The 24,162-nt window shown below is 58.7% G+C and carries 25 protein-coding genes; 12 read left to right on the top strand and 13 right to left on the bottom strand.

All coding sequences use genetic code 11. The features are described from left to right. Window positions 1-7: 7 nt before the first annotated feature. Window positions 8-511, bottom strand: coding sequence for a hypothetical protein (locus CBY09_RS21420; RefSeq protein WP_094291601.1), 504 nt, complete (start codon window positions 509-511; stop codon window positions 8-10). 18 nt (window positions 512-529) lie between these two features. Next, window positions 530-853, bottom strand: a complete 324-nt coding sequence (locus CBY09_RS21415) for a heavy-metal-associated domain-containing protein (protein WP_094291600.1) — start codon at window positions 851-853, stop codon at window positions 530-532. 458 nt (window positions 854-1,311) lie between these two features. Here CBY09_RS21415 and CBY09_RS21410 point away from each other — a divergent pair, with 458 nt between their 5' ends. Next, entirely contained in the window at window positions 1,312-1,923 is a 612-nt protein-coding gene (locus CBY09_RS21410; RefSeq protein ID WP_094291599.1) for a LysE family transporter, read from the top strand. Window positions 1,924-1,949: 26 nt separating this feature from the next. Here CBY09_RS21410 and CBY09_RS23930 read toward each other — a convergent pair whose 3' ends face one another. The 5 genes from CBY09_RS23930 to CBY09_RS21400 all read right to left on the bottom strand — a co-directional run bounded on the left by CBY09_RS23930 (window position 1,950) and on the right by CBY09_RS21400 (window position 3,833). Further along, a complete protein-coding gene (locus CBY09_RS23930) occupies window positions 1,950-2,105 on the bottom strand; it encodes a hypothetical protein (RefSeq protein ID WP_165773960.1) in 156 nt (51 codons plus the stop codon). 13 nt (window positions 2,106-2,118) lie between these two features. Continuing rightward, complete coding sequence (locus CBY09_RS23780) at window positions 2,119-2,595, bottom strand: hypothetical protein (RefSeq protein WP_133066328.1); 477 nt, start codon at window positions 2,593-2,595, stop codon at window positions 2,119-2,121. Window positions 2,596-2,840: 245 nt separating this feature from the next. Then, a complete protein-coding gene (locus CBY09_RS21405) occupies window positions 2,841-3,212 on the bottom strand; it encodes a hypothetical protein (protein ID WP_240515808.1) in 372 nt (123 codons plus the stop codon). A 63-nt stretch (window positions 3,213-3,275) separates the two neighbouring features. Further along, window positions 3,276-3,497 (bottom strand): hypothetical protein, encoded by a 222-nt coding sequence (locus tag CBY09_RS23775; protein WP_133066327.1) that lies wholly within the window; start codon window positions 3,495-3,497, stop codon window positions 3,276-3,278. 27 nt (window positions 3,498-3,524) lie between these two features. After that, window positions 3,525-3,833: a hypothetical protein gene (locus tag CBY09_RS21400; protein WP_056058069.1), complete on the bottom strand. Its 309-nt coding sequence runs from the start codon at window positions 3,831-3,833 to the stop codon at window positions 3,525-3,527. An 89-nt stretch (window positions 3,834-3,922) separates the two neighbouring features. Here CBY09_RS21400 and CBY09_RS21395 point away from each other — a divergent pair, with 89 nt between their 5' ends. The 4 genes from CBY09_RS21395 (at window position 3,923) to CBY09_RS21380 (ending at window position 6,838) form a co-directional block, all read left to right on the top strand. Further along, window positions 3,923-4,846 (top strand): DUF72 domain-containing protein, encoded by a 924-nt coding sequence (locus tag CBY09_RS21395; protein ID WP_094291597.1) that lies wholly within the window; start codon window positions 3,923-3,925, stop codon window positions 4,844-4,846. A 236-nt stretch (window positions 4,847-5,082) separates the two neighbouring features. After that, entirely contained in the window at window positions 5,083-5,376 is a 294-nt protein-coding gene (locus CBY09_RS21390) for a DUF4148 domain-containing protein (RefSeq protein ID WP_094291596.1), read from the top strand. Between the two features lie 276 nt (window positions 5,377-5,652). Next, window positions 5,653-6,456, top strand: coding sequence for a DNA/RNA non-specific endonuclease (locus CBY09_RS21385; protein WP_240515807.1), 804 nt, complete (start codon window positions 5,653-5,655; stop codon window positions 6,454-6,456). Continuing rightward, window positions 6,440-6,838, top strand: coding sequence for an HU family DNA-binding protein (locus CBY09_RS21380; protein ID WP_276208315.1), 399 nt, complete (start codon window positions 6,440-6,442; stop codon window positions 6,836-6,838). The genes CBY09_RS21385 and CBY09_RS21380 overlap by 17 nt, the downstream gene beginning before the upstream one ends. Before the next feature lie 120 nt (window positions 6,839-6,958). Here CBY09_RS21380 and CBY09_RS21375 read toward each other — a convergent pair whose 3' ends face one another. After that, window positions 6,959-7,228, bottom strand: a complete 270-nt coding sequence (locus tag CBY09_RS21375) for a hypothetical protein (RefSeq protein ID WP_094291594.1) — start codon at window positions 7,226-7,228, stop codon at window positions 6,959-6,961. Between the two features lie 78 nt (window positions 7,229-7,306). Here CBY09_RS21375 and CBY09_RS21370 point away from each other — a divergent pair, with 78 nt between their 5' ends. Next, window positions 7,307-7,768 (top strand): helix-turn-helix domain-containing protein, encoded by a 462-nt coding sequence (locus CBY09_RS21370; protein WP_094291593.1) that lies wholly within the window; start codon window positions 7,307-7,309, stop codon window positions 7,766-7,768. A gap of 42 nt (window positions 7,769-7,810) precedes the next feature. Here the strand turns inward: CBY09_RS21370 and CBY09_RS21365 are convergent, their stop codons facing one another. After that, entirely contained in the window at window positions 7,811-8,047 is a 237-nt protein-coding gene (locus tag CBY09_RS21365) for an MbcA/ParS/Xre antitoxin family protein (RefSeq protein ID WP_094291592.1), read from the bottom strand. 129 nt (window positions 8,048-8,176) lie between these two features. On the opposite strand from CBY09_RS21365, the gene CBY09_RS21360 reads away from it, so the two are divergent. Next, window positions 8,177-9,322 (top strand): hypothetical protein, encoded by a 1,146-nt coding sequence (locus CBY09_RS21360; RefSeq protein WP_133066326.1) that lies wholly within the window; start codon window positions 8,177-8,179, stop codon window positions 9,320-9,322. 237 nt (window positions 9,323-9,559) lie between these two features. On the opposite strand, the gene CBY09_RS21355 is transcribed toward CBY09_RS21360, so the two are convergent. Together CBY09_RS21355 and CBY09_RS21350 are read right to left on the bottom strand one after the other, a co-directional pair. Continuing rightward, a complete protein-coding gene (locus CBY09_RS21355) occupies window positions 9,560-13,837 on the bottom strand; it encodes an NACHT domain-containing protein (protein ID WP_094291590.1) in 4,278 nt (1,425 codons plus the stop codon). A gap of 518 nt (window positions 13,838-14,355) precedes the next feature. Next, on the bottom strand, window positions 14,356-15,552 hold the full coding sequence (locus tag CBY09_RS21350) for a hypothetical protein (RefSeq protein WP_094291589.1): 1,197 nt from the start codon (window positions 15,550-15,552) through the stop codon (window positions 14,356-14,358). Window positions 15,553-15,696: 144 nt separating this feature from the next. Between CBY09_RS21350 and CBY09_RS21345 the strand changes: the two genes are divergently transcribed. Next, the gene (locus CBY09_RS21345) at window positions 15,697-16,275 is read left to right on the top strand and encodes a hypothetical protein (RefSeq protein ID WP_094291588.1); all 579 of its coding nucleotides are present in this window, start codon (window positions 15,697-15,699) and stop codon (window positions 16,273-16,275) included. Between the two features lie 62 nt (window positions 16,276-16,337). Further along, window positions 16,338-17,006 carry a YkgJ family cysteine cluster protein gene (locus tag CBY09_RS21340; protein WP_094291587.1) on the top strand — a complete coding sequence of 223 codons (669 nt, stop codon included), beginning with the start codon at window positions 16,338-16,340 and terminating at the stop codon, window positions 17,004-17,006. 33 nt (window positions 17,007-17,039) lie between these two features. On the opposite strand, the gene CBY09_RS21335 is transcribed toward CBY09_RS21340, so the two are convergent. Then, entirely contained in the window at window positions 17,040-17,489 is a 450-nt protein-coding gene (locus tag CBY09_RS21335; protein WP_094291586.1) for an HAD domain-containing protein, read from the bottom strand. Window positions 17,490-17,992: 503 nt separating this feature from the next. Here CBY09_RS21335 and CBY09_RS21325 point away from each other — a divergent pair. Beyond that, a complete protein-coding gene (locus CBY09_RS21325; RefSeq protein ID WP_094291584.1) occupies window positions 17,993-19,303 on the top strand; it encodes a TniQ family protein in 1,311 nt (436 codons plus the stop codon). Between the two features lie 158 nt (window positions 19,304-19,461). Here the strand turns inward: CBY09_RS21325 and CBY09_RS21320 are convergent, their stop codons facing one another. Further along, entirely contained in the window at window positions 19,462-21,231 is a 1,770-nt protein-coding gene (locus CBY09_RS21320) for a TnsD family Tn7-like transposition protein (protein WP_240515813.1), read from the bottom strand. A 1,573-nt stretch (window positions 21,232-22,804) separates the two neighbouring features. On the opposite strand from CBY09_RS21320, the gene CBY09_RS24330 reads away from it, so the two are divergent. Then, complete coding sequence (locus CBY09_RS24330; protein ID WP_420807471.1) at window positions 22,805-23,008, top strand: helix-turn-helix transcriptional regulator; 204 nt, start codon at window positions 22,805-22,807, stop codon at window positions 23,006-23,008. A 981-nt stretch (window positions 23,009-23,989) separates the two neighbouring features. Further along, window positions 23,990-24,136 carry a hypothetical protein gene (locus tag CBY09_RS23975; RefSeq protein ID WP_205734188.1) on the top strand — a complete coding sequence of 49 codons (147 nt, stop codon included), beginning with the start codon at window positions 23,990-23,992 and terminating at the stop codon, window positions 24,134-24,136. Window positions 24,137-24,162: the final 26 nt, after the last annotated feature.

Below are 24,162 nucleotides of genomic sequence, written 5' to 3'. Positions count from 1 at the left end.
GGGGAGGCTACTTGGATGGCATGGCCGCTTGGCGGTCCACCATCATTTGCATCATCTGTTCCATCATGGCCATGCGGCGCTCCATTTGAGCGTGCATGCCCATCATGCCTCCCATGCCCGAGTTTCCAGAGGCTGCAGGTGCGGCAGGTTTGGCCTGCGCTCCTTGCTGCATCATCCCCATACCCATGCCACCAGAATTACCTGCACCCATCATGGCCATGCCGGACTGCATGAGCTTCATGTGTTCATCCATCAGCGCAGAGCGGTCGGAGGGAGTTTTGGCCGCCTGCATTTTTTTGTGCATTTCCTGCATCGCCTTCATCTGACGATCAAAGGCCTCGGGTGCTGGCGGGGTAGTAGCTGCCGGGGCAGACTGGGTGGCTACGCCACCGCTCTGCGCATCACCTGGGTGGTGGCCTGCGTGTTCGTCAGCAGGTTTTGGAGATTGCGCGATGGCACAGCCCGCCACGAAAAGGGTTGTCAACAGCCCAGCGACGATAGTCAGACGCATGATGGTCTCCTTGTTGGTTCAACTGCAGCATGACGACGTACGGTTCGCAGCGCCTTGATTCACATCAACAGAGGTTGTGGACCGAGACGCACAGCAGCCACCACCGGTTGTTCGGCGCGATGAAGTCCCCACCACGGCGTCTGCTTTGTATCCGGCACGCTCAAGTGCAGAGCGGACAAGCTCCACAGTGCCGTCTTCGGCTTGCCCATGAACGCGGACCTGCCGCGCGGCCACATCGATTTCTACTTCGACGCCCGCTGGCATTTGAGCCTGAGCGATTGCTCGACGAATGCGCTGAGCGCAACCGCCGCATGTCATATCAGGAACATTGAAATGGACCATGTGAGCCTCCTTTGGTTGATTCACTGTTTGACTATGAACCTTTCCACGATGAGAAGGTCAAGCTCATTCGCAAAGATCAAACAGGCATAAAGATCGAGAGCGGCAATCGCTCAGGCAGACAAGGCGGTGGCTGATTCGATCATGCTTGACGAGGTACGCTTAACGTCTTGCCGAGCCGGCTGCGAAGCTCGCGAACCTGCTTGCACTGGCTTCAAGGCGCAACCGTGTCAGGAGCTAACAGGTTGGTGTTTTGCATCTCCATCCAGAAAAAGGCGCACCACTCCGAACGTCCGATGAGAGATCGTCAGCGGACTTCCATGGCGGTAGGGATAGCGACTGCAACCGCTGCATTGCGGTCGCCGCCCGATTCGATCGATGGGGCGACGGGTTTCATCCGCGTGGGTTTCAGGGTGGTCTTCCCCAGGTAGCATCTTTCGCTTGCCAAGAAAGGCCGCCACATGCTCGCGACACTGCTTGCTATCACATTGCTGCACTGGATCGTTCTCGTCACGCCGGGCGCCAACGTCCTCGTCGTAGTGAGCATGGCGGCGAGTGGGCAGCACAAAGCTGCAGCCGGCGTAACCACGGTGGCTGGGATATGGTCAGCTTTGGCCGTCATGGGTGTCGGAGCCATTTTTTTGGCTCTGCCCACTTTGCGAGTCTTAGTGCAGTGTGCGGGCGGCCTGTATCTGTTCTATGTGGCCGTGCGCCTATGGCGTAGCCAGCAGATTGATGCGACGACAGGTACGGCTGATCGCGTGAGCCCGTTAGCTGCCTTTCGCATGGGGTTCCTGACGAACATCCTCAATCCGAAGTCGGCCCTGTTCTTTGGCAGCGTGTTCGCCACGGCACTACCGCCCAATCCGTCCGCCGAGTTGCTGGCAGCATCCGTCGCCCTGGTGTTTGTCAATGCTCTTGTGTGGCACCTCTTTTTAGCCTTTGCCTTCGCGGCCACGCCTATCCAGAACGCCTACGCATGCCAGCGACAACGGCTGAACAAGGTTGCCAGTGTGCTGGTTGGCTTTTTTGGTGTGCGGCTGCTCGTGACCGCCTGCCAGAATCGCAACTGACCGCAGGCCCACGGCAAACCCGTGAGTCAGGCGACTGCGGCTTTGGTCGGTGCCCAGATGGCTTCGTGTGGTTTTCCGATTTTCACTGTGCCCGCACGGGCGCTGGAGTGTTGAACACGAACAAGGAGCTGAGGGGTCAGAAGGTCAAATTGCGGGATGTGCTGAAGATCTGCGATTTTCATGGGACGAAGAGGGTCAATAGCCTTCAGCACCCGCCACTTCGACAACACGTGCCAGATGGCCTTGCTCTATGGCCTGACGCGGCGTTAAACCGCCCAGAGCGCCCGATGGTGTCTCCAAGAAGGCGAGCAGCACCCAGCCCTCATTGGTTCCCAAGGCTTTTGAAAGCTTGGGCACGGCATCCCATAGGGCAGGTTCAAACTGCCAACTTGGCAACTTGAAACCACGCCGGGGTTGGGTCAATCCGATAGCCCGTCCTTTGGCGATCCACGCATTGATCGTCACTCGGGTGGTACCAACCAGATCGGCAGCCATGTCTGTGCTGAGCATGTCCTTGGCTTCCAAGCGCGCCATCCGGGCAGCCAGGCTGCCAGCCAACAAGGCCTTGGTCTGAGCAGCAGACGCGTAGGGCGACGGATGTTCAGCTGCGCTTGGGGCGTTGTTTGTGCGGTGGCGAGTCGTTGAGGCTGATGTCGTCGGGGGTGTTTTCATGGGGACTTCATCAATGGCGCCCTATGGCGCGTTGTGGCCGTTGACCTTGCTGCTAAAACAGGAAGTGCACGACAAGGTCAATGCAAGAGCCTGCTTGAGCTTAGCCATCGGACGTGGGAACAAGTCGAACACCTCGGCACTATGGCGGGCCGGTACTCCAAGAACCGCAAGGCACATCTCAAGCGCCATGACGTCGAAATGAGCTGTCCGACGAGCGAGCAGGTTGGACAAGACCCATTGAGACATCAGGTTGCCCAAGCGCTATCACTCACAGTCCATTGCAGCTCATCCACCACCCTGCGCATGATCCACACACACTGCGCATCGGTGCACCATCGCTTGGCCAGCAGGCCCTTCAACGCAGCCTTCACTGTTGCCTCCTGGTTGCCTTCGTAGGTGGCGAGTTTTCTCTGGCAGTAGGGCACCATCTGTGAGACCAGATCGTCACACATCTGGAAGGCCGCCATGACCTCTCCTGGCGAAGTGCCAGGGGCATAGAACTTCCCACCTTCCTCGACCAGGTTCATCTTGGGCTGGGCACCCGCAACAGCAGAAGGTACTGCAGTCACCGGAAAGTCTTCCGGCACCCCGGGATAGTTGGCACGGTCTATCGACATATCGACTCCTTGCTGGCTGATGCACCATACAACCGCAAGCCGGTGCGGTGCAATCGAATTGCTTCAAAACGGCGCAGGCGACTCCACCAGCTCCACAGGCCCGGGCCCCGCATACAGCACTTCCCCCGTGTGCTTCACCATCACCCGCCAGATCTCACCCTCCTGCGTGACCACATACGCCCCCGCCTCCAGCGGCAGCACGGTCTCCGTCGGGAACACACCACCGGCTCTGCCCGGTGGCGTGCACATCAAGGTCGGGTAACTCCAGGGCGCGTCGATCCGCATGGCATGTCCTCATGCGGATCACCGCCCTCACACCAGCCGAACTTCAAAGTACGCCCCATCCCCTTCGCCCAGATCCCGGAACCCCGCCTGCTTGGCTGCCGCACTGGCCTTACCCCAGGCCTTGAGCAAGGTGAGATCACCAGGAGACACCACCTCGGGCGGCGACTCTTCCAGGCTGTGCATGGTGTCCAGGGCGGCGGCGACTTGCTCGGGACCACCGAGCTGCTTTTCCAGGGCTTGGGCATACCGGGTTTCTGCGGCAATCCGCTCCTTGGCAGGGATCTCTTCGGGGTAGTCGCGCAGGGTGACGACATAGGTGGATTCGATGACTTGCATGGCGCTGCTTCTCCTGTGGTTGAATACTGTATGAATATACAGCTTTTGCCGCAAATGCGCATGTAGCATGAACCCAAGGAGGCCTCCCCATGGAGCACTCTTTTGCACCTCACAGTCCCGGCTTCAATCCCCTGGTCGGGACCGCCTCCTGGTCGGACAAGACGCTGCTCGACTGCGGCAAGTTCTATCCGCCCACGGCCAAGACACCCGAAGCGCGGCTGCGCTTTTACGCCTCGCAGTTCAACCTGGTGGAGGTGGATACCAGCTATTACGCCATCCCTGCGGTCACCACCGCCCAGCACTGGGCAGAACGCACTCCGCCCGGGTTTGTGTTCAACGTGAAGGCCTTCAGTCTCTTCACTGGACAGTGGACCAGCACGGATGTCTTGCCCAAGGACATCAAAGAGGCATTGGGGCCTGGGCGGCGCATGGTCTACAAAGACATGGCGGTGGAGTTTCGGGAGGAGCTGTGGAAGCGGTTTGTGGCCTGCATGGTGCCGTTGCAGGTCAACGGCAAGCTGGGCCTGGTGCATTTTCAGTTCTCGCCGAAGGTGGTGCGCCACCCCGTTGCCATGGCCCACATCGAGCACTGCCTGGAACATCTGCCGGGTCATACCCTGAGCATTGAGTTCCGGCATCCGAGTTGGTGGGAGAACGATGCGGTGACGGCAGACACCTTGGGCCTGCTCAGGAGCCTGGGACTGGTCCACACCATCGTGGATGGGCCGCAAGGATCGCCGCACAGTGTTCCAGCAATCTGGGAGACCACCCATCCCGACCATGCACTGCTCAGGCTCCATGGGCGCAATGCAGTGGCGTACGGGATGCCCGCCAGGTCAGCGGCCGAGCGGTTTGACTATGCGTACACCTCCGCCGAGTTGCAGGGTCTGGCCCATCGGTACAGCCCGATTGCGCGGTCGGTGCGGTATCCGCATGCGGTGTTCAACAACTGCATGGAGGACAAGAGCCAGCTCAATGCGCGGGAGTTTTTGGTGGAGTTGAAGGCGAGCTGAGGGAGTGCTGAATGGGAAGCGAAGGCGCGGAGGTACGGCGTTAAAAGGTTCCGAAAGATTGTTTTCAATACTGGAACAGTTAGTTTGCGACTGGGTGGTTTTTCCTTGAACACCATCGGCGTACAGTTCATCCCATCGATGAGCCGAACCCGCAAGGCGACTCACCGAACCGGTTCAGGAATGGTTTTTGACCCGGCTTTTTTGAGACGCTTTTTTAGCTTTTAAGGATTTTCATCATGAACAAGACCGCCCGTTTCCTCTCCATCGCCGCTGTTGCTGCTTTCGCCTCGTTTGGCGCCCACGCTGACGAAGCCGATGGCTCGCAATTCGCCCTGAAGTTCGACACGAACCGCACCCGCGCTGAAGTGCAAGCCGAAGCCGTAGTGGAAGCCAAGACCCACAGCATGGAACCCGCAGGCTCGCGTGTGGTGACCTACAAGTCCAACGCCGACCGCGCTGCAGTGCGTGCCTTGGCTGCCGAAGCCGTGCGTACCGGCCAGATCCCCCACGGCGAATTCAGCGCCATGTAATGGGTAGACCGACTGCTTGAGTTGGATTGAAGCAGTTGCGGGACTTCCCATGGTGGTGGCACTTTGCATTTGCGGGTGCTGCTGCCATGGGGAGTGTTAACTGAACCGCAGGGGCGGGCAGGCAGATCGGGCTCCCTTTGGGAGCCCTTTCTGTTTGTGGACTCCATCTCTGCAAGCAGCTGTAAAACCCTGCGGGATCCGAGCATTCGGGCCCAAAGTGAGAGGTGAACGGTGCTCCAATCGGGCTCCGTCAAATTCGACTCGAATGCCTCTTCTGTGAATCGTTTCTTCTCTTGGCCAGGCCGTGTGCGCCTGGCGGCAGTGCTGGCCCTGTCTCTTGCTGGCGCTGCTCTCCCGAATCTCTCCTGGGCACGGTCTCCGCAGTTCGACAGTGCGGCCCTGCTCACGCCCGAGCCCACCTCTTTTGCGCAGTGTCCGCAGTTCTTTGCGAATGGCACACCACCCGCCATCACGCCCCGGCCGCAGTTGCGGGAGCTTTGCTATGAAGCCTTTGCGGTGCTGCACTCCGGCACCACCAAGACACCGGTGTTTGTGGCCCAGCGCCTGAACCGCAGGCTCATCGAGGATGCGGACGAGAAACGGGCCAAGCGCTTCTTTGCGGATGCGCGACTCCCGAGTGGCGAGCGGGCGGAGCTGGAAGACTACAAGAACTCAGGCTACTCCCGAGGGCACATGGCACCTGCGGGAGACATGCCGACGCCTACGGCCATGGCCCAGAGCTTCAGCTTGGCGAACATGGTTCCCCAAAACGCTCAGCACAACGGTGGCGCCTGGAACAAGATCGAGCAGGACACGCGGCACTATGTGAAGCGGGCCAAGGGGGACGTGTTCGTGATCACGGGGCCGGTGTTCACGGATGCGGGGCCACGCATTGGAGCCAATGGGGTGAAGGTGCCGACCTATCTGTACAAACTGGTCTATGACGCCACGACCAACAAGGCCTGGGCGCACTGGCAAGAGAACCGGGAGGGGGAGACCGTGGGACGGCCGATCAGCTACCAGGAGCTGGTTAAACGCACGGGCGTGGAGTTTTTGCCAAGAAGTGCACTGCAGCATTGAGTCGCTGCAAGGGCCGTGTCAGCGGCGGCGGTATAAATCGATCCTTTCCAACCTCTACACGTCAGCATCCATGAACCGCGCAGAACTTGTTGAAATCCTGGCTTCCAAGAATGATCTGTCCAAGACCGCTGCCAATGCAGTGCTGGAAACGCTGATCGATACCATCCAGACCGCCGTCAAGAAGGGCGATGCCGTGCAGCTAGTGGGTTTTGGGACCTTCAAGTCGGCCAAGCGTGCGGCACGCACGGGCAAGAACCCATCGACCGGTGCTGCGCTGAAGATCCCTGCGAGCACGGTGCCGAAGTTTGTGGCCGGCGCCAAGTTCAAAGCGGTGGTGGATCCCAAGGCCGCGAAGCGCAAGGCGGACAAGGCTGGGAAGTAAGTACCGCTCGTTCGATCTCTACCGGAACAAACCGCCATAGGCTTGGGCCTTTGGTGGTTTTGTTTTTTGAGACGCTGAGGGCCTATCGATTGATAGCGTGCAAATGGATCTCAACAGCTATCAGACGATCTTCCAACCCATCTCTCGGCTGAGTTGCACCGCAGCAGCTTTGGTAGGCACGGCGTCCATCCAGAACGAGGGATCGTCCAGCACACGGACGACCCATTGCGGCTCACCTGTTTCGGTAGTGTGCTCGATGATCACCTCCAGCCTGTCTTCCAAGGCATAACGGATGGCCGTTGCATAGCTGACAGGCGCTTCCTTCTTGAACTCCTTCGCCCAAGGCGTTTGTTCGAGAGTTTCCTGTGTCCAGCTGGGTTTGGTGATCATGGTGTGGAATCTTACGAGGTGGGGGTGTCGATTTGGTGCTCTCGGTGGCAGGCAGGGGCATCTCGTACCATCAGGACTATGAATACATTTTCTAATGCCTTTCGCGCTGAAGTCGTTCGCATGGCGCGCAAGGAGCTCAAGCCTGAACTGCAGGGCATGCGCAAGGCGATCACTGGCCACCGCTCGGAGATCGCGGCACTGAAGCGGGAAGTGAAGAGCCTCACCTCGCAGCTGAAGGCGGCTCAGCGCCAGACCAAGGTTGGGGGCGTGGCTGCGCCATCTGATCAGCCCAAAGTGTCGAAACGCGCCGCGCGCGAGGATTTCGTGTTCGCGCCGGAGATGCTGGCGCAGATGCGCAATGCATTGGGCGCCACCCAGCTTCAAATGGCGGCCCTGCTGGCCGTCTCTCCACTTTCGTACTCGCGATGGGAGAAGGGGCAGGCCCAGCCCCGGACCAAACAGCTGGCAAAGATTGAAGAACTGGTGAGCATGGGGCCAGCCAAGGCCGAGAAGAAGATGCGCCAGGCCGCGAAGGCCTGAGGTCCAGCCGCGCGGCGTGTGTGGCGCACGACCTTGCAGGAACTAGGCGAAGCTGCCTTTCTGGATTTGCAGAAGCGTTGCTTGGATCAACGCCAGCCCTTCGGGTTCTTGCAGGACATCCCGCGGGCGGCGGTTTCCGAAGGCGGGGAGTGGCGCCGCCAGCCACTCCTGCAGCCAAGCCTCGGCGCTGAAGCCTTCAGGATTGCCAGACTCCATCACGATCTGCTGGACCAAGTCCGTCAGAACTTGTGGGGGATGTACGTCGTTGGGGTGGGCCATGCTGCATTCTGGTCTCGTGCCCCGGCACTCGCAACCCTGGGGCTGGGCCTCAGTGTGAAGACTTCGCCCCGCGTGTTTGCCTACCACGCGCGTGTTAGATAACATGGCCGTGTTACTACCGTCGCCGCCATGCCCTCCCCCAAGACATCCAAGCGAACTGAACAAGCAGTGCAGCGCGTTGCTGAGCTGTTCGAAGCCAAGGGTTGGAAGGTCCAGGCCAGTGAACCCGGCAGCACGGGGCCGGACCTTGTCGTTCGGCGGCGGGGTAAGCGCTACGGGGCGGTACTCAAAGCCACATCCGAGGGACGGGCGGACCGGGTGATTCCGCTGTTGTCCCAAGCCGTGCTTGAGGCCCGGGCATATGCACTTCAGTCGCTTGGATCCATGCCCCTGGCCGTGGTGCATGTGGACCATGCGCCGAGAGCGCTCGTTGCCAATGTGATGGCTTTTGCGCAGGAGTTTGGGGCGGAGGTTGCCGTGGGCTTCGTGTCAGCGGAGGGGGCAAGTGAGTTTCTGGGGGAGGGATTGGATGGCCTCAACGTCTCCGCGCCCTTCAGACCACGACAGGTCAGAGGCACTCAGATTCGCACGGACAACCTGTTTTCTGATCTGAACCAGTGGATGCTAAAGGTCTTGTTGGCGTCGGAGTTACCAGAGGGGATGCTGAACGCTCCCCGGGGCCGGTACCGCAATGGGGTGGAGCTTGCGCGGGCGGCGCAGGTTTCTGCCATGACCGCCTCCAGGTTCTTGCAGCAGCTGCGGCGCGAGAGATTCCTGCTGGAGTCCGAGGAGTTCCTCACGCTGGTGCAGAGAGAGGAGCTGTTCGAGCGCTGGAGTTCAGTCGCGCCCCACGGCACGGCAGATGTGCCTGCCCGGTTCTTGGCCAACATACAAATTGGCGAGCGTGTACAAGAGCTTTTGAACAAAGTTGAAGGAGATGCCTGCCTGGGGCTGTTTGCGGCAGCGGATGGGCTACGCGTTGGGCATGTGAGCGGCGTTCCCAGGTACATCTGCGTTCGCAGCATGCCTCGGTTCAATCTGGCTTCTCCGGGGATCAACCCATGGAATGCCCTCCAGCCGTTTCCAAAGGAAGCGCCGCACGTGTTGCTCCGAGTGGCGAAGTTTCCGGAATCGACGTTTCGTGGGGCGGTACGGCGGGATGGGGTGATGGTGGCCGATGTGATTCAGGTTTGGCTGGATGTGTTGAATCACCCGACGCGGGGGCAGGAGCAGGCGGAACACATTTTTAGGAAGGTGCTGCGGCCTTTGGTTTGAAGCGACTGTCGTGCACATCGCGAAACAGGGTGGATTGAACGATCACTATGCAGCGGGTGCAGTCGCTCATATCCGCTAGCCGAACTAGCGCTATCTGAGACCAAGCGGTCATCGGGTTCGGACGCCGCGCGCTTGTTCGGTCGGTCGCTTAACAAGACGCTGCACCCATTGTGCACAAAGTCTCCGGGCCCTCGCCGCGGGCGTTCCTGAGTGATCCGTTCCGAGCTGTTGCAATCACTATGTCTTCTTGTTGGTCTTAGTCACAATGGTCTTCTTCGCACGGCCTTTCTTGGTGGCTGCCCGGAAATCTTCCGGCGTCGTCGCATCAATTCCGATGACGCGCAGGTAGCGCGTTCGGTCCTTGGCCTCGAGTTGCTGCGCCTTATCCGTCAGGATCGCAAGGACCTGCTGGAAGTTCAGCTTCTTATTCGTGGCCGGGTCAGTCCACTCGCGCCCCTTGGTCTGCAAGACCAGCACCAGGAAGCCAGTGGTCGCCTTTCGGTGGCGCATGTACTGGCCAACCAGCTGCTTCTCCAACGCGACCAGGTAGTCGGCCAGCGTCCAGCGCTCCGACATCTTCAGTTCGATGGAGGCTCGCCAATCGTCCTTGCTGCACAGGATGTCTCGGCGCTTCGCCTCGGCGGTGTGGGATTCGACGGTCACGGAGTACCGCGCGCGAGCATGATGGTTCAGCTCGCTGGCTAGGAGCTTCTGGAAGTGCGCTTCCAGCGCCATGCCCGCCTTCTCGCCTTCCTCTCCCTTCTTGTTGACTCGCGTGAAGTCGAGCTCACTAAAGAAGCTGCGCAGGCTGTGCTCACCGCGTTCGACGTCGTACTTGACGGCTCGAAGGTCTGCATCCACGGCCATCGCGAACGAGGTCGTACCGGTGACATCCCCACGGAAGTTCTCCTCGAACTTCGGGTAGTTCACCTGCGCCAGGGGCTCCCGAGCGAGCTGCCTCTCACGAAGTTCGAACTGCGTCTTCTTGATGTACTCGATAGTGAAGTCGCCGGCGGGAAGAACCTGCCGGATGCGCTCCAGCGCGCTGTACGCCGCTTGCGACGTAGCAGCGGCGATTCCGCTGATGATTACGCCGCGGAATCGCTCTGCGTTGTCCCGAGCGCCCGGGCTGTAGGAAACGCCCTCCGGCCTGTCCACGTCGTCCTTCGGGTCAACCGCCCACCTCGTCCACAGGTAAAGGTCTTCAAGCGCCAAGATGCCGTGGTCGCTCTCCATGGCAATTCGCCCAGCGATGCCCTCGCGGTCACGACCGAACGCAGCGGCAAGGTCAAAGATGAACGTTTTGACGGCCATCGGGTCCAACGGCCCCCAGGCGTTCACGGCATTGCGCCACCGCAATGGACTTTGAATGAACCAGCGGGTGGCCCAGGTCAGCGCATGTTCGCGCTGCGCCCGCAGGGCCTCATCCACTGGATCAGCCAGGGGCGAACAGTAGGCCGCCTTCATCTTCTGAAGCGCCAGGCGCTCAAAGTCATCTCGCGGGACCTTGCCTGGCACCGACAGCGCCGCCTTGAGCAACCGATTCACCACGTAGTCGCGCGATGGATTCACGCTTGCCAGGTGGGTCCATGCAAGGCCGGCGAGCGCCTCTTGGACCTGTGGAGGTGCGTCAGGAATGGATGCCAGCAGGTCCTCGGCATGCTCCCTAGAAGTGGCGCCGTTCGCTGCCTCGCCCGCGATTGCAACCAACTCAGGAACGGAGACGGCGGGATACGCCTCGACGAGGGGCCAGAACCACTTCGGATAGCCGTTGATTTCGAGGAGCGCATATCGAAGGGCCCGGCGAACTTCCGCGTCGGTGAGGGCGGGGAGCGCCATCCCATCCGCAAGCTCAAGCTTGAGGCCCTGCAGGCCAGCTGCAGTGATGTGGAAAGTCGAGTTCGGCTCGCTCTCTTTGAAGGTCGGGGCTTTGTCGCGCCACAGGCGACTCATGCCTTGTCGGGTAGCCGCAGCAATCTTCGCGCCGGCGGCCTTCTCGAACGCCTCGAAGTCGACCTCACCGTATCTTGACGTGCGATTCGTCTGAAGCAACCACCCGGCGATCCACTCAAGCGCCAGGGTATCCGTTCCGGCAGCCAGGGCGCTCAAGCGCTCGGTGAGCTGCCGCTTCGCCTTGGCGCCGACGGTGAGCTTCTCGTTCTTCGGCTTGACCGGTTTAGGCGTCGGCTGCTGTGCGAAGGCTTGCGCGCGTTGAGCCTGCCACTCCGCGTACACGCGGGTGAGCTGCGCGTCGTTCACTTGAACTACATCCTCGGGCGTGTAGGTGGTGGGTCGGCGAAAGCCAACGACCGCCAGCAGCAGATCGTCGTCATTAAGCTGCCTCTCGAGGGTGGCCCGCAGAACTGCGAGGCGCACGGCCGCATTCGCCTCTACCGCTGACCTCAGCTCCTCGATTGCGCTGCTCTGCAGATAGCGGTCGTGGATGTCACGGGTCGCGACCAGGTACAGGCGAGCGACCTTGATCGCCTGGGCGCCATCGGTCCGCACCACCAAGGCTTCGAGAACCGTGGCAACGAGGTCGACGTACTGCTGATCCTCGCGGTTGCGTTTTTGAGTCACCTCCCTCTTCACCATGCGCACAACGAGCCCGCGCGCCAGCTGATACAGCTGGTCGTCAGTTGCATCGGCCAGCATGCTTCCCTTCTCAAGGGAGTAGGAAAGCTGGAACCCGCGCGGCCCGGCCAGGAACTGGTTGTCGACCATCACGGCGACATCACGAGGCGAGAAATAGCTCCATCCCAGTTCTCGCAACAGGAGGCTGACGACGCCTTCGCGCACAGTGGTGCTCACCACCGCAGCGGCGGCGAGAGCAGCAAGATCGGCGGGCCGACGCAATGCAAGGAAGTAGCCGACGTCGCTGCTGTCAGAGAGGACGAGGTCGAACTTGGACCCGTGACGCTTGAGAAGCTTCGCCCGCAACGGCTCGATCTTGCACGCGGTAGCAATGTCGAGCAGGACGTCGCGCGCCCAGTAATTATCCTGGTACTGGTCGTACAGGCTAGCGATGGTACCGGCCAATCGGTCTGGCCCGGCCTGCCAGAAGTTCTCAGACGTCAACCGGAACATGGTGCGGCCGATGTGGTCGCCCTTTTCCACCAAGCGCTTGATGCTCTCTGTCAAAGCGTCCTGCGCAGCCTTGGTCGGGACGGCCGGATTGCGCAGGTCACCGAAGAACGCCAACGCCTGCGGGTCTTTCTGCACGATGACCTCGCGGCAATGCGCGTTCAGCGTGGCGAGCCATCCCGCCATCGGCAAGAAGGCGCGCTGCACACCTTGCTCGCCGCTGGTCGCAGCCCAGGTGAAGTTCTCGAGGAGCCGCTCCGCCTGATCCGGCGAGTCCACCAAGCCGGCGAGCCGTTTGGCCGCGAGGAACGGCGCGAGCTCATCGGGATAGACCTTGACCTGGTGGAAGCCCGCGTCGATGAAGAGCTGGGAGTTCAAGAGGGCCTTGATGCCTGCCTCGTGAAGCATCGGAGACGCAATTAGCCGGGCTGACAAGGCCGTTTCAGGAATAGCCAGGGTCGCCTCGGGCATCTCGATGTTCACCAGCTGGCACACAACCGACGCTGAGGCCAGGCGCTGAGCCGCACCGGTCAGGACCTCCTGTGCAGGGCTGCCAGCGTCAACGAGCCGATGGTCGGCCCCACGCAGGGTGCCGATGGCGTTCACGACGCGCTCGAACACCTCGGTCAAGGATTCTGGCGGGCTGGCCACCATGTTGATGCGAGCAAGGATGTCCAGGCCGCCCGGGCTGCGGACGAAGCCCGACAAGCCGCGCTCATTGGCAATCTCGATCAGTTGCTTGGCATCCAGCGCTGGATATCGCCCCGTGAGGTACACGGCAGCCTGGTGGTCTTCCAGATGAGCCATGGAGAACAGGCGCAGCGGCACTGGCTCCGGCGCCTCGGCTTCCACTGCTACGCTGGCCGCACCGCCAGTACCGAGACCACTCGGTCCGCCCGAGCTCCCGATAGTCTTCGGAGCCTGCTTAGAAAGCAGCTCCGAGAGCTTCTCGAAGACGCCTGCAGTGAGGACGGCCGGCCGCGTCGAAATCACCCACCGAACATGCTCGTTCGGCCAGCTCAGTTCGTCGGCAACGTCTCCGACGAGGTGGCTGATGCTCTCGTCCTTGCCGCCGGCGGCGGCCTCGTCCAACGAGTCGACAAACACCGTAATGGGGCCGACTGGCGCAGCCTTCCACACGCGATAGGCGTCGCGGTCATCGCCATTCAATGCCTTGTCGAGACTGCCGCGATCCGCGAGTTGGCGCAGCGCGATGAACACGGCGGTCTCGCCATTCGCACGCAGTTGCGCCGCCTGCTGGCGCATTTCGGTGGTCTTCCCGAAGTTTGCTGCTGCAACGATGACGCTGCTGCGATTCTCGAGCACTTTGGCCCACGCCACCTGCTTGCCACGTAGCTGCGCAGCGATGAGTTCGTCCTGGTCGTAGCTTTCTCGCTCGACAAAACGTCGATTCAAATCGTAGTAAGCCAATTCGTCCTCCGCTGTTTGTATCTGTTTTATGCGGGAGCAGTTTAGTCACATGCAAACACTCTGAATTGCATCAGCGGCCCACGCGCATCGAGTGCTCGATTTTTCTGTGCAGCGGTCAAACTTGCCGCTGTCCATCGGTTGACCGGTGAGGAAAAAAGCGGTCGCTCGGCCTATCGGCGGCGAGTGACTCCGAGCAGCCTAAAGCTGACCACCCAGTAGAGGTCCAAACGTTGATTTCCACCTCAAAAAGGGTCAAGCTTGTGCGGATGCAAAAGCATGGTGCACTAGTTGCTTGATTGGGGTGGTTTGGGGAGTTATTCCGGAGATTCCCCAATCCAACCCGTTGATTCACAGGCTGTTACGGTACGCCATTGGGGAATGTGTCGACTGATTGGGAACTAGTGTGCTTGGCGCCTGAACGGTGCTACGGCCGTCTGTAGGCCTCATCTTGCCCTGGACGGGTTCTCTGGCCTGCCAGAGCCTGTCCTGAAATTTTTCGTAGTCGATCATCGAATGACTCAGAGCGAAATCTTCGTAACTCGTGGGCAATGGTCGCTGGTCTCGACTACTTGGTTTGGCATCGTCTTCACGGGCACCTTTGAAGACGTAGGAGCCTTCTGAAGTGCACCCAAGTCCTGGCTCAACAAGATGTGGTCTAGGCCCTCAAACCCTTTGCAACCCATGGATTTTGACAAAGGCACCTGCACAAGGCTGGGGTCGCCGTCGGAAATTTCCTGCCAGAGGTACTTGCTCGTCACGCTGCCGTTGGCGTCAGTCTTGTTGGGCTTGTCTGCGAAGGTGCCATCTGCGCGCACTTCGTTCTTGGATACATTAGCTTTTTCCTCCTCGTCGAGCTTCCGGTTGAAGTCGCCCAGTACGACGAAAAGGGGTGAGCGCTTGGCAACGTCTTCGATCCAGTTTTCGAGCGGCACTACCTGCCGATTGAGTACTTTGCACGCAGCCTCGTCACTGGTCAGCAGATTTCCGTCCGAGTAACTGTCCTTGTTGAGGCTTGCGCAGCCTGACTTGAGATGCACGTTGAGGAACGTGACCAGTTTGCCGTCGATGCTCAGTACTAGTTCTAGACCTGGGCGTACCTTGCGAATTGACGTTGGGGTGGTTGGGTCTTCGGTGACGGAGAGACTTGGTTGAGCAGTGCATGCACCTTTCCCCAAGGACCTCCTCCAAGCAAAGCCGACGGTTTGGAATGCGTTGTGAGGAGCTACACAAACTTCAAAAGATGCTGCGTGCGCTCCTAGAGCTGCGCGGATCGTCTCCTCTGACTTCACCTCTTGGATCGCAAACACAGCGATCTGATGTTCCGTGACCAGAGCGTCGAAGGTGCCTCGCAGGCCCTGAAGCTTCTGTTGGTACATTGTGTTGGGTCCGGCGGCCCACTTCTTTGCAGTGAGCTTGTAGGCATTGCAAGGTGCCACTTGCTGGGCCTGCTCAGCGCCCCCAGCAACTTCCGCGAAGGCTGCTTGGCATTTCGCCGCACGGGCCAGTTCATCCTTCGTGGGCTCCTCGCCCTTTATCTTCTTGGGCCTGCTGTCGCACCACTTCACCGTCGGGGCAGTGCACACCTCGATGTGCTTGCTGAAATCAGCCTCAGTACCTGCCCAGGCTAAGTTGAATGCAGCGACTCCGATTTCTGCGGCCGTTGCGGGCAAGAAAATGTATGAGGCAAGTGCCCCGGCTACAAAGCGTTTGAGCATATCCTGATCCCTCCATTTTCGTGAAGAGCATGCTACTTTGCTAAATCGGTGAAGTCATGAAAAGAATGCGCATCAACCAGCGAATGCGTGATTTTCCGTTTGCGTCAGCACCCTTTACGATGGGCAATCACCGAGGAGAATCGGATGGCCGAAGTCATGGAAGCGCTTGGTTTGCTTGGCGGAGCTGCGGCAGTTGTGGGGGCGCTCAGCGCTTGGATCGGCAAACTCTGGGCTGATCGCATTCTGAGCAGGGAGAGTAGTGAGCACCAAAACAGGCTCAAAGAGCTTGAGTCAAGCCTTCGTCATCAAGTGGATGCCCAACTCGCACAAGTGAATTTCGAGTTGGGAACTTTGAAAGAAAAGACACTGAAGGCCCATGCGGACAAGCTTGTCTGCTATGGGTTTGCCATCGATGGCGTCGCGAAGTTGCTCGCCGAATTCAGCGCATTTGTGAACGACGTGCCCGGGGCAAGATCGTTTGATGAAGCGTTCGTGGACTTTGACTCCGCAAGAATCCGCGCCTATGGGCACATGGCTTTGGTTGCTCCCCAGTCTGTCATGACCGCTTACGATACCTTGGTCGAATACTTCATTTCAGTTCGCAACGGTGAGGTGCAGGCTGACTGGAAAAAGGGGCGAGAGCTTGCGCTTGCGTGGATAAATGCAGCTCGCACCGACATGGGGGTAGATCCAACGCCTGTCCGCTATGAAGGTACCCTTTGACCGGGGCAGGGTTGTGGCGACATCGGTGAGTAAGGGGCAAGGGATGAACGGGAGATGCCAAATTGATCGATGAGCAGCGGGTCGCTCCAGGAGAGATCCTGCCCGCGACACCGGAAAACCTGGAGCGTGTTGCAAAGCGATGGGAGGGCTTGCACGAGCGCCTGGACGCCAAGATGAAAACCATCCAAGGCCTCGACCGGACGCCTGAAGAGAGGCTGATCGCACAAGCTGCCAAATCCCCTACATCCGCAAAGCGCGTGAGTTGGCTGCGCAAGGCGGCAGATCACGTCAGTGATAGCACGGCCCATCTGGCCGCTTGCAAGAAGGGTTGCGCGCATTGCTGTCACATCGCCGTGATGATTTCGCGAAGTGAGGCCCAGGTCATCGCCAAGGAGACGGGGGCCAAGCTCAATGTCAAAGCGGGTGCGTTCACGATGGACCACGCAGAGGAAGCTCCTGGCGCGTATCAGGCTGCGACAGATCAGGCCTTTGGGAAGCCTTGCCCTTTTCTGGCCGATGGGAGTTGCAGCATCTACAGCAGCCGCCCCTTGCAATGCAGGCTTCTGTTTAATCTCGATAACGATGCCCTTCTATGCCAACTCATGCAGGGAGGGGCAACCAACGTGCCGTACCTGAATACCAAAATTCACCACTACGCTGCGGTGACCATTCTGGGCGCGCACCAGGACTATGACGACATCCGCCACTGGTTTCCTCAGGGTCTGAAGTAGAAAATCTGCGCCAGCCCAGCTGGATCGGTAGCGCTACAGGCTCCGTAGCCGTTCAACCAGCGCCTCGGCACTAGCTGCGGTTATACCTGTCTTGCCATCCACGAGGAACAAGGAGCGATTGAACGGACGGTACAGCCATGAGCGGTCGTCAATAGCCAACCATGGAAACACAACGCGATCATTGGCACGTAGCCAAGCATTGCATTCGGCTTCCCGTTCAAAAGCCTGCAGCGACTCAGGAACGCTCTCCAGTTGGCTGAATTTAGCTGTGGCACCTACGAAGCGATGGGCAACGTCAGTGGAGAAGCGCGCGCGCAGATCGTCGAGCGGAGCTTGAAGACGCCAAGTACTGGTGATCACAACATCCCAGTCGGGAGTACGGCGCAGCACTTGTTCGAAGACTGGCAGGCAGCAGAAATGCCGAGACTCGTGGCAGTGCTCCGGATGCAAGACACCGTCGAAGTCCAAGAAAAGTGTTTTCACAAAAAAAGTATAGGGGGATATCTGTTGTAAGTAGTCCCTTAGTTGGTGGAGATTTCGCAAATACTTCGCTGGCGTCTAGAGAGGGCGTCAGCTCGTTGCAACCCGACGTCCGCACTCCCGAGGTGTTTGCCTCACCGACGCAAGTAAGTACCCCCAAGCCTCTCCAGTACAAAGTATTGCGTGCCCCTCTGTTGAATTGCGCGTCGCATAGCAATGTGTAATAGTAGAACAATGTTCGTATATCCCACATCTCAAGGAGAGCTAATTCGAGCCGCGCGCGGTACACGCACGCAGGCCGAATTTGCGAAGTTGCTAGGTTGCGATCGATCTTGTCTCTCGCGTTATGAGAGGGAGCAGCTCGGTGCTTCCCCCATGGTGATCAGCCGGTGCTTAGACATCGTTGCGAAGTCGATGAGGAGCAGCGAGGAGACGCCTAGGCCGTATGAGCGTGCGCTTGCGCAAGCGCGCCGTGTTGTTGCAGAACTGGAGAGGTTGGGGGACAAATGAATCTGCCGCTTTTGGCTCCTATGCCGCATGAGTTCGTGCTTGCCCACGCTGGGCGGATTGGGTTCTTTTTCTGCGGTCGAATTGCCAAGAGCCAAAGGCTCCGGCTCATCGAGAGGCTCGCGGAGAAGCACTGCGAAGGCACGGCCGCGTTCTCTCTGCTGGAGCAGGTGGCCACGATCGCGGGAATGAACGCCTCAGACTACGCGAGGCAGCACAGCCTTTTGCCCGCGCTACGAGTCGCAGAGCGGGATACAGCGCCAGCCCTTCATGGATCTGCAGTCAGGCAAGGGATCACAAAACTCGTCGGATCACGACTGCACACACACAGAGTGCACCTGTGCCCCAGGTGTGTCGCAGAAGATTTGTCGCACTGGGGCTTTAGCTGGTTTCGACGTACCCACAATCTTGCAGGCGTTGAGGCCTGCCCCGTGCACGGCGAGGCTTTGCACTGGGTGAAAAATCCGGACCCGTTTTCACTTCTTCCACAGCACTGGGTTGAACTGGGTGAAGTCGAGCGTGTCGAGTTTGACCTCGCGAATGAAGCTGAACGCCAGTTTCAAATTCGGTTACAAGAAATCTATGAAATGTTTCTGGATCGAGATAGGCCGTTCGACTTGTCCGCGATCTATGGCCCATTGGCCCGCAGGGTGCGTGAAATCGGTCTGAGGAACAGCCGTACCGGGGTGAAACCGCCGCTCAGCGACTATGTTCTGAACTCTGCACCGCGAGCGTGGCTTGTTCGCCATTGGCCAGAGCTTTGCAAGAAAGAGTCTGGAGAGTTCTTTAGTTCATTGGATCGACTTCCCGGCCCATACGTGACTCCAGGCTCTGGTTGCGCCTATGCCGTAGCGCTTGTGACACTCTTCGAATCAACGGAGGAAGCCGCGCGATCACTGGCCACTCCGGTCGCACGACGTAAGCCAGATGAGAAAGCGGCAATGAAGTCTCAGTATTCGGCGGAGTACTGGACGACGGAATTTTTGGAGGTATTCATAAGTTGCGCAGGAAACATAACTGCGATTTCTAAGCAACTGGGCCTCGACAGAGGTTATGTGGCAAGGAAAACAAAAAGCTTGGGTTTGCCATCCCTGAAGGGGATCAGCTCCACGCCCAGGTGGCGTGCACTGGAAAGGTTTGGTGCCGGGGAAGGCCTTGCAGCGGCTTGCTCGGCTGAGGGCGTAGACCTCGGGCTTGTTGAGGAACTGCTGCGTGTAGCGAGTGGAAAGCTGTTCCGAGCCGTGAAATCAGTAAAAAGCAAAAAGAGTTCCGAGGTCACCGCACGAGGCGTTGCGATCCTGACGACTTAGGCGGGACTCGGAAAACATGGATTTGGTTCGACTTGTGCGAGGCAGGAGAGGTGCAATGATTCGCCTGGATGCCAGAAATGTCGCTCACTAGGGCCCTGGAAGCCAATGAGTTCATGTCTCTGAAGTTCAAGTCAGCTACACCGAAGCGAATGTCACTCTCACAGAACTGTTTTTTGCGATGTTGAGGCCTTTGCCAAGCTGTGGGAACAGGCGTTCAGCAAGGCCATGCGGGTGAGGGGTAGTTTTGCAATCGCCGACAACTTCTGGCGCAGTCCGCCCACGGTTTCGCAAATGATCCCGATGGTCATTCGTTTGCCCGGGTGTGCAACATGCCATTCCAGCGCAGTCAATCGGACAGCTTGTGCAAGCACAGCATCACGTGTTTTCCAATCTCTACGCTGTGTCGCGACGGCCAATGGTTCAGAGCGTTCGCGAATGGAAGTCTGAAGCCAAGTACGGTCATTTCTATACAGCCAAGCATATACAGCGGGATCCAGTTTTCTCCAATCGCTGGAGGAGGATGTTGGAAAGGCTTCAACGATCTTTCTCCAGGAGCCGCGTGATTGCTCCTGCATTCTGGAGAATCTCGCTTCCCGCCATTGAGCATGCAGGCCTGGTTCGGTTAGCAGCACTCGGGTCACGCTTTCGACCGAAATGCCTGCCGCAGACGCTGCGATAGTTTTATCAATGCCCCTCTGGAGTTGCTTTATCAACTGGACGCGTACATCTGGGCTTAGGACCTTGGGGCGCCGAGGAGATGCAATGCCCTCTCTCGCAGCCCAAGACATTGCTGTGGCGACTGTGACACCCGACTGTTTTGCCGCCATGGATATCGATTGCCCTGAGCGAACTGCCTCCACGAGACGGGCCCTGCGGGGATCGCCGGAATCGCCAACTCCTTTCATAGTCGGCCCCGTCGTTTTGCCTGCGGGAGCTATGTCATAGAGAGAGAGGTACTCATTGTTGTTGTATGCGGACCAAAAGTCCTGCCAAGAATCGAACAACAAGGCAATCCAAAAAAGATGAATTAGCGGATGCCGACTGATCCTGGGGCTAGTCGGATGGACCATTCTGCGCAGCCGAGCAGATAGGCTTCGCAGACCCTTTGTCGATGCCAACCATGGCCAGAACTTAGTGAGCGAATTGGCAGCAATGACGCCATAAAGTGTTTGATCAAACCGGATCTGGTCGATTCTTGAGGTGACGTGATGCGCAATCTCCAGCCGCACCAGTTCGCTGAGGTAGAGTTTGTCCAACTTTTCAGGGGAAAATGCGAAGGGCCTTGGAAGACGCCAAAAAGCCAGCGCGCTTTCCGCAAGAAGATGATGGTCGCCGTTCCAGAAAAATTCTTCATCCATCGAACTCTGCAGGCGCGCTTGCTGAGGAAGGATCCAGCCGAAGCGATCCCGCCCTGACACCTTGTCTGTTGCAACGAGGAGCGGTTTTCGATGCACCTGGCAGATGTGAACTCCGGGTACTTGGTGTTCTACATGCCAGTAAGCAACACCATAGCCACTTTGGTCCAACTGCATGCACACTGGGCATGCCTTGAGGGGGTGCGAGGCGCCGAACTGGGAAGCCGCTAAGCCCAACTGGGCTTTCATGACTGGCGACGAACCCGTTGCTATTTGCGTCAACCAATGTTCAGATTTTGGAGCCGGGTGAAAAGGGAAGTAGAACGGAAGCAGAGTGCGCTCAAGGATGATCTCTCGGGCGGTTCCGAGTGCGCCGTGAGTTCGATCAACCAGTGTTTGAACATGCGATGGGACATCATGCGCAGATCCGGCTCGATGACTACCGAACAGCGTCGCACAAGTCTGGGCGGGCGTTCTATGACCACTGATGAAGTGGTAGCGACTGCACAGACTGAATAGAGTCTCTCCCGGCAACCAGTCAAGCAGTGGTCGGAGCGCAACCAGCTCACCCATTGAGACCGCCGATGCCATCGGCGGATGTCAGCGGATTCGTCGCAGCAAATGCGACAAATGGCTCGGTGTAATGCCCAGCCGAGCGGCGACTACCTTGTGGGGGTTGCCTTGGTCTATCAAAAGTCGCGCCTCTGCCACTCGCTTTCGATTCACGACACTTTGCTGCATCTGGGTGCGACCGGGCGACAATGACTCAGCGGCCTCCAGCCACGCCTCAGCCGCAGCCGCTCGGGTGAACCAGTAAGAGGGGACCCATTCATTCGGATCAAGTTTGCGACGGAGGGCCGCAGAGGCGCGGACATCATTGAGCTCGCAAAAATCTGGCGGCAAGAGTGCGCGCACTCGTGGAAGCGCCCCGGAGCGCATCTGCTCCTTAAGGTGACTCAGCGGGTAGCCACTTCCTTCTGTATCTAGCCCCCACAGTACTCCAGCGACGGTTTTCTCTTCGGCGTAGGGATCTTCGCCGCGATCGCTTGCGAAATCAGCTTCTGACCACCCAAGCTTTGCGATAACGCGTGCGCCTAGTCTTGATTCGGCCGCTATCTGAGAATGGGCGCCGTTTTCATTCAAGCGGATTGCCTGTGTTTGACTGTGATACGCGCATCTAGTTGACGCAGGCATGGCTAGTCGGAAGCAGTCATGGCAGCGAAGGCGTGGAAAAAGACCTAGAGCGCCAAGACCAATGACTGCGAGCGCCTCGGCAGTTCGGGGGCGGCATTGTCCGTGGTCTTTCCATTCGCGCATAAGCATAGAAAATCCAACTCTCATCAAGCGCGCCGGGTCTCGCATCAGCGAGCCAAGCCGAGGAATCACCGGTACTGGCAACAGACGCGGGAGCGTAGCGAGCCAATCACTTCGCGTCCGCGTTGCCAGAAGCGTTGGCGATGTCAGTGCAATTGCCGAGTCACGACGTCGGATCCAATCGTCAGCGACGGCCTCCATATCTGGGGCCAGCCTCGCGAAAAACTCAGGCGAACATTCGGTGGCAATGTGAGCGGCGTCGCGCGACGCGGATACAGCGCTGGCTCTGATAAGACTCAATGCGTAGTAGCACTCCAGCGCGTGCTCACCCTGCCCACGACCATGCCGCCAATACAGACCCGGGGTCAGTGAGCCCTCCTCGTCTACGATCGCGCGTCCTGTTTTTCGCAGCCGCCTATAAACCGGAAGGAAGCCATCCACCCTGTCAGCCGTGGTTAGCGGGAGCCAGCCTAGCGGGGCGATATGGTCGTGAGCGCTGATGTGCATGCCCCCCAATTTACATGTGAACCAAGTGGATTTCACAAAGTTGACAGCCACGTTTCCAAGTGGCCGAACAGTCGGTGTAACGGCGCTGTAGCTGCCAAGAAAGTGCGTCCGAACTGCGTCGAAGCCTGGGGTTCAAAATGCCCACCGCTGCTGCGAATGGTGCACCAAATTTGAGTGGGCGAACGTCGACACATCGGGTCATTCACTGGGTCAGCAATTGCTTGCTGCGCAAGCTGACAGCCACGTTTCCAACAGGATCACCACGAGATCGGTTTGTGATCTAACCTTTCAGGCAATTGCAGCGCTTTTCACTCGTCTTCATCCAATGAGCCCTCTCCTTAGCGCAGCCCAAGTCAGTCAGTACTTGGGCATCTCCAAACGAAGTCTGGAAACCCTGCTGTCGCGCGGTGACGGGCCTAGATTTTTGTGGGTCGGGTGTCAGCGACGCTGGGCGCAGAGCGAACTGACTGAGTGGACTCGCACAAGAATCGTGAATTCGAAGAAGGAGAGCCAATCCACACTCAACTAGTACAAGTTTCCAAACAAAAAACGCCAGCACAGGGCTGGCGTTTCAGGGCTATCAGTGCCGGGGCACAGAATCGCAGTTGGCGCTTTGATTCTAAGTCGTCTGGTCAGGTAGTCAAGTCGTGCACGCCCATATCAGGGCAGCAAGGAGCTGACATTGGCATCGATCAGAATGACTGAGGCAAGATTGCGCCTTATTCAAAAAAGGCAGTTGCGAGATGCGTGGGGCAAAGACTATGTGGCGGCCGTCTGGGCGACGCCTGCCGAGGCTCCCGGAATTTCCACCCCGACCATCTTGCACCCCGCCAAGGTTGGTTGCAGGGCGATGCACACTTTGAGTCGACCGGAGACTTGGACGGCACTTCTGGCTCTGTATCACCCTTCGGTCTGGGACATTCACGAACAGCGGATGCTTTACCCAGGACCACGCCCCCATTTTCTGGATGGTCACTCCTCAGCCGTTGGGCAATCGTTTAGGCCTTTTCGCGGGACACTGGTCGTGTCCGAGGAGATGGGTGCTTTGAGCAAGCACCCGAAGTGTCGTGTGCAGCGCGCAGACGGAGATGACTGGGCCCCCTTTCCCTACATAGGTGACTTGCTCTTATTCATGCGCGACGCAGCAGGCCCTTACTGTGTCAACTGGTCGGTGAAGGACAAGAAGGAGGACTTTCGCCGACGCGGACCCCGGCCAGGCAAGCCCCTAAAAGACGAGGTTGACGCCTCAGCGCTTCATCGACATGCATTGGAGGCCGCCTACTACTTGGATGCGGGTATCCCTACCGTTCAGGTCGCTGGGAGAAAAGTCGATTCGACTATGAGGTCCAACCTCAATCGGTTGTTTCTCAGCCATTCGGAACCTGTGCCATTGTCACTACAGATGCGTTCGAAGCTCTGCGCTCACTTCGCTCAGGCGGTTGGTTCATCCAGACCCGCGTACAAGATTGTCCGGGAAGCGGCACAGTCCCTTGGGGTTGAGGAGACGGTGGTGAAAAACGTTCTTGAACAAGGAATTTGGAATCGCAGCATTCGAGTAGACCTGTTTGAACCAGTGTTGCTTGATCGACCGCTCAAGCGAGAGCGCGAAGATCCAGTGTTTGTTTATGGTGATTGGTTCTCCAGGGGGCGCGCATGATGATGTGTGGTCACCAATTGGAGGTG

The organism is Acidovorax kalamii, from assembly GCF_002245625.1.
Classification (GTDB): Bacteria; Pseudomonadota; Gammaproteobacteria; order Burkholderiales; family Burkholderiaceae_C; genus Acidovorax; species Acidovorax kalamii.
This window is presented reverse-complemented; position numbering and strand designations above follow the sequence as displayed.

Coding starts and splice junctions, on each gene's coding strand:
- CBY09_RS21395 (WP_094291597.1), top strand. CDS start 3,923: ATGGAGCACTCTTTTGCACCTCACAGTCCCGGCTTCAATCCCCTGGTC.
- CBY09_RS21405 (WP_240515808.1), bottom strand. CDS start 3,212: ATGTCGATAGACCGTGCCAACTATCCCGGGGTGCCGGAAGACTTTCCG.
- CBY09_RS21390 (WP_094291596.1), top strand. CDS start 5,083: ATGAACAAGACCGCCCGTTTCCTCTCCATCGCCGCTGTTGCTGCTTTC.
- CBY09_RS21325 (WP_094291584.1), top strand. CDS start 17,993: ATGAATCTGCCGCTTTTGGCTCCTATGCCGCATGAGTTCGTGCTTGCC.
- CBY09_RS21400 (WP_056058069.1), bottom strand. CDS start 3,833: ATGCAAGTCATCGAATCCACCTATGTCGTCACCCTGCGCGACTACCCC.
- CBY09_RS23780 (WP_133066328.1), bottom strand. CDS start 2,595: ATGAAAACACCCCCGACGACATCAGCCTCAACGACTCGCCACCGCACA.
- CBY09_RS21345 (WP_094291588.1), top strand. CDS start 15,697: ATGGCCGAAGTCATGGAAGCGCTTGGTTTGCTTGGCGGAGCTGCGGCA.
- CBY09_RS21375 (WP_094291594.1), bottom strand. CDS start 7,228: ATGATCACCAAACCCAGCTGGACACAGGAAACTCTCGAACAAACGCCT.
- CBY09_RS24330 (WP_420807471.1), top strand. CDS start 22,805: ATGAGCCCTCTCCTTAGCGCAGCCCAAGTCAGTCAGTACTTGGGCATC.
- CBY09_RS21320 (WP_240515813.1), bottom strand. CDS start 21,231: ATGGGTGAGCTGGTTGCGCTCCGACCACTGCTTGACTGGTTGCCGGGA.
- CBY09_RS23930 (WP_165773960.1), bottom strand. CDS start 2,105: ATGAAAATCGCAGATCTTCAGCACATCCCGCAATTTGACCTTCTGACC.
- CBY09_RS21410 (WP_094291599.1), top strand. CDS start 1,312: ATGCTCGCGACACTGCTTGCTATCACATTGCTGCACTGGATCGTTCTC.
- CBY09_RS21370 (WP_094291593.1), top strand. CDS start 7,307: ATGAATACATTTTCTAATGCCTTTCGCGCTGAAGTCGTTCGCATGGCG.
- CBY09_RS21420 (WP_094291601.1), bottom strand. CDS start 511: ATGCGTCTGACTATCGTCGCTGGGCTGTTGACAACCCTTTTCGTGGCG.
- CBY09_RS21360 (WP_133066326.1), top strand. CDS start 8,177: ATGCCCTCCCCCAAGACATCCAAGCGAACTGAACAAGCAGTGCAGCGC.
- CBY09_RS21365 (WP_094291592.1), bottom strand. CDS start 8,047: ATGGCCCACCCCAACGACGTACATCCCCCACAAGTTCTGACGGACTTG.
- CBY09_RS21350 (WP_094291589.1), bottom strand. CDS start 15,552: ATGCTCAAACGCTTTGTAGCCGGGGCACTTGCCTCATACATTTTCTTG.
- CBY09_RS21415 (WP_094291600.1), bottom strand. CDS start 853: ATGGTCCATTTCAATGTTCCTGATATGACATGCGGCGGTTGCGCTCAG.
- CBY09_RS23775 (WP_133066327.1), bottom strand. CDS start 3,497: ATGCGGATCGACGCGCCCTGGAGTTACCCGACCTTGATGTGCACGCCA.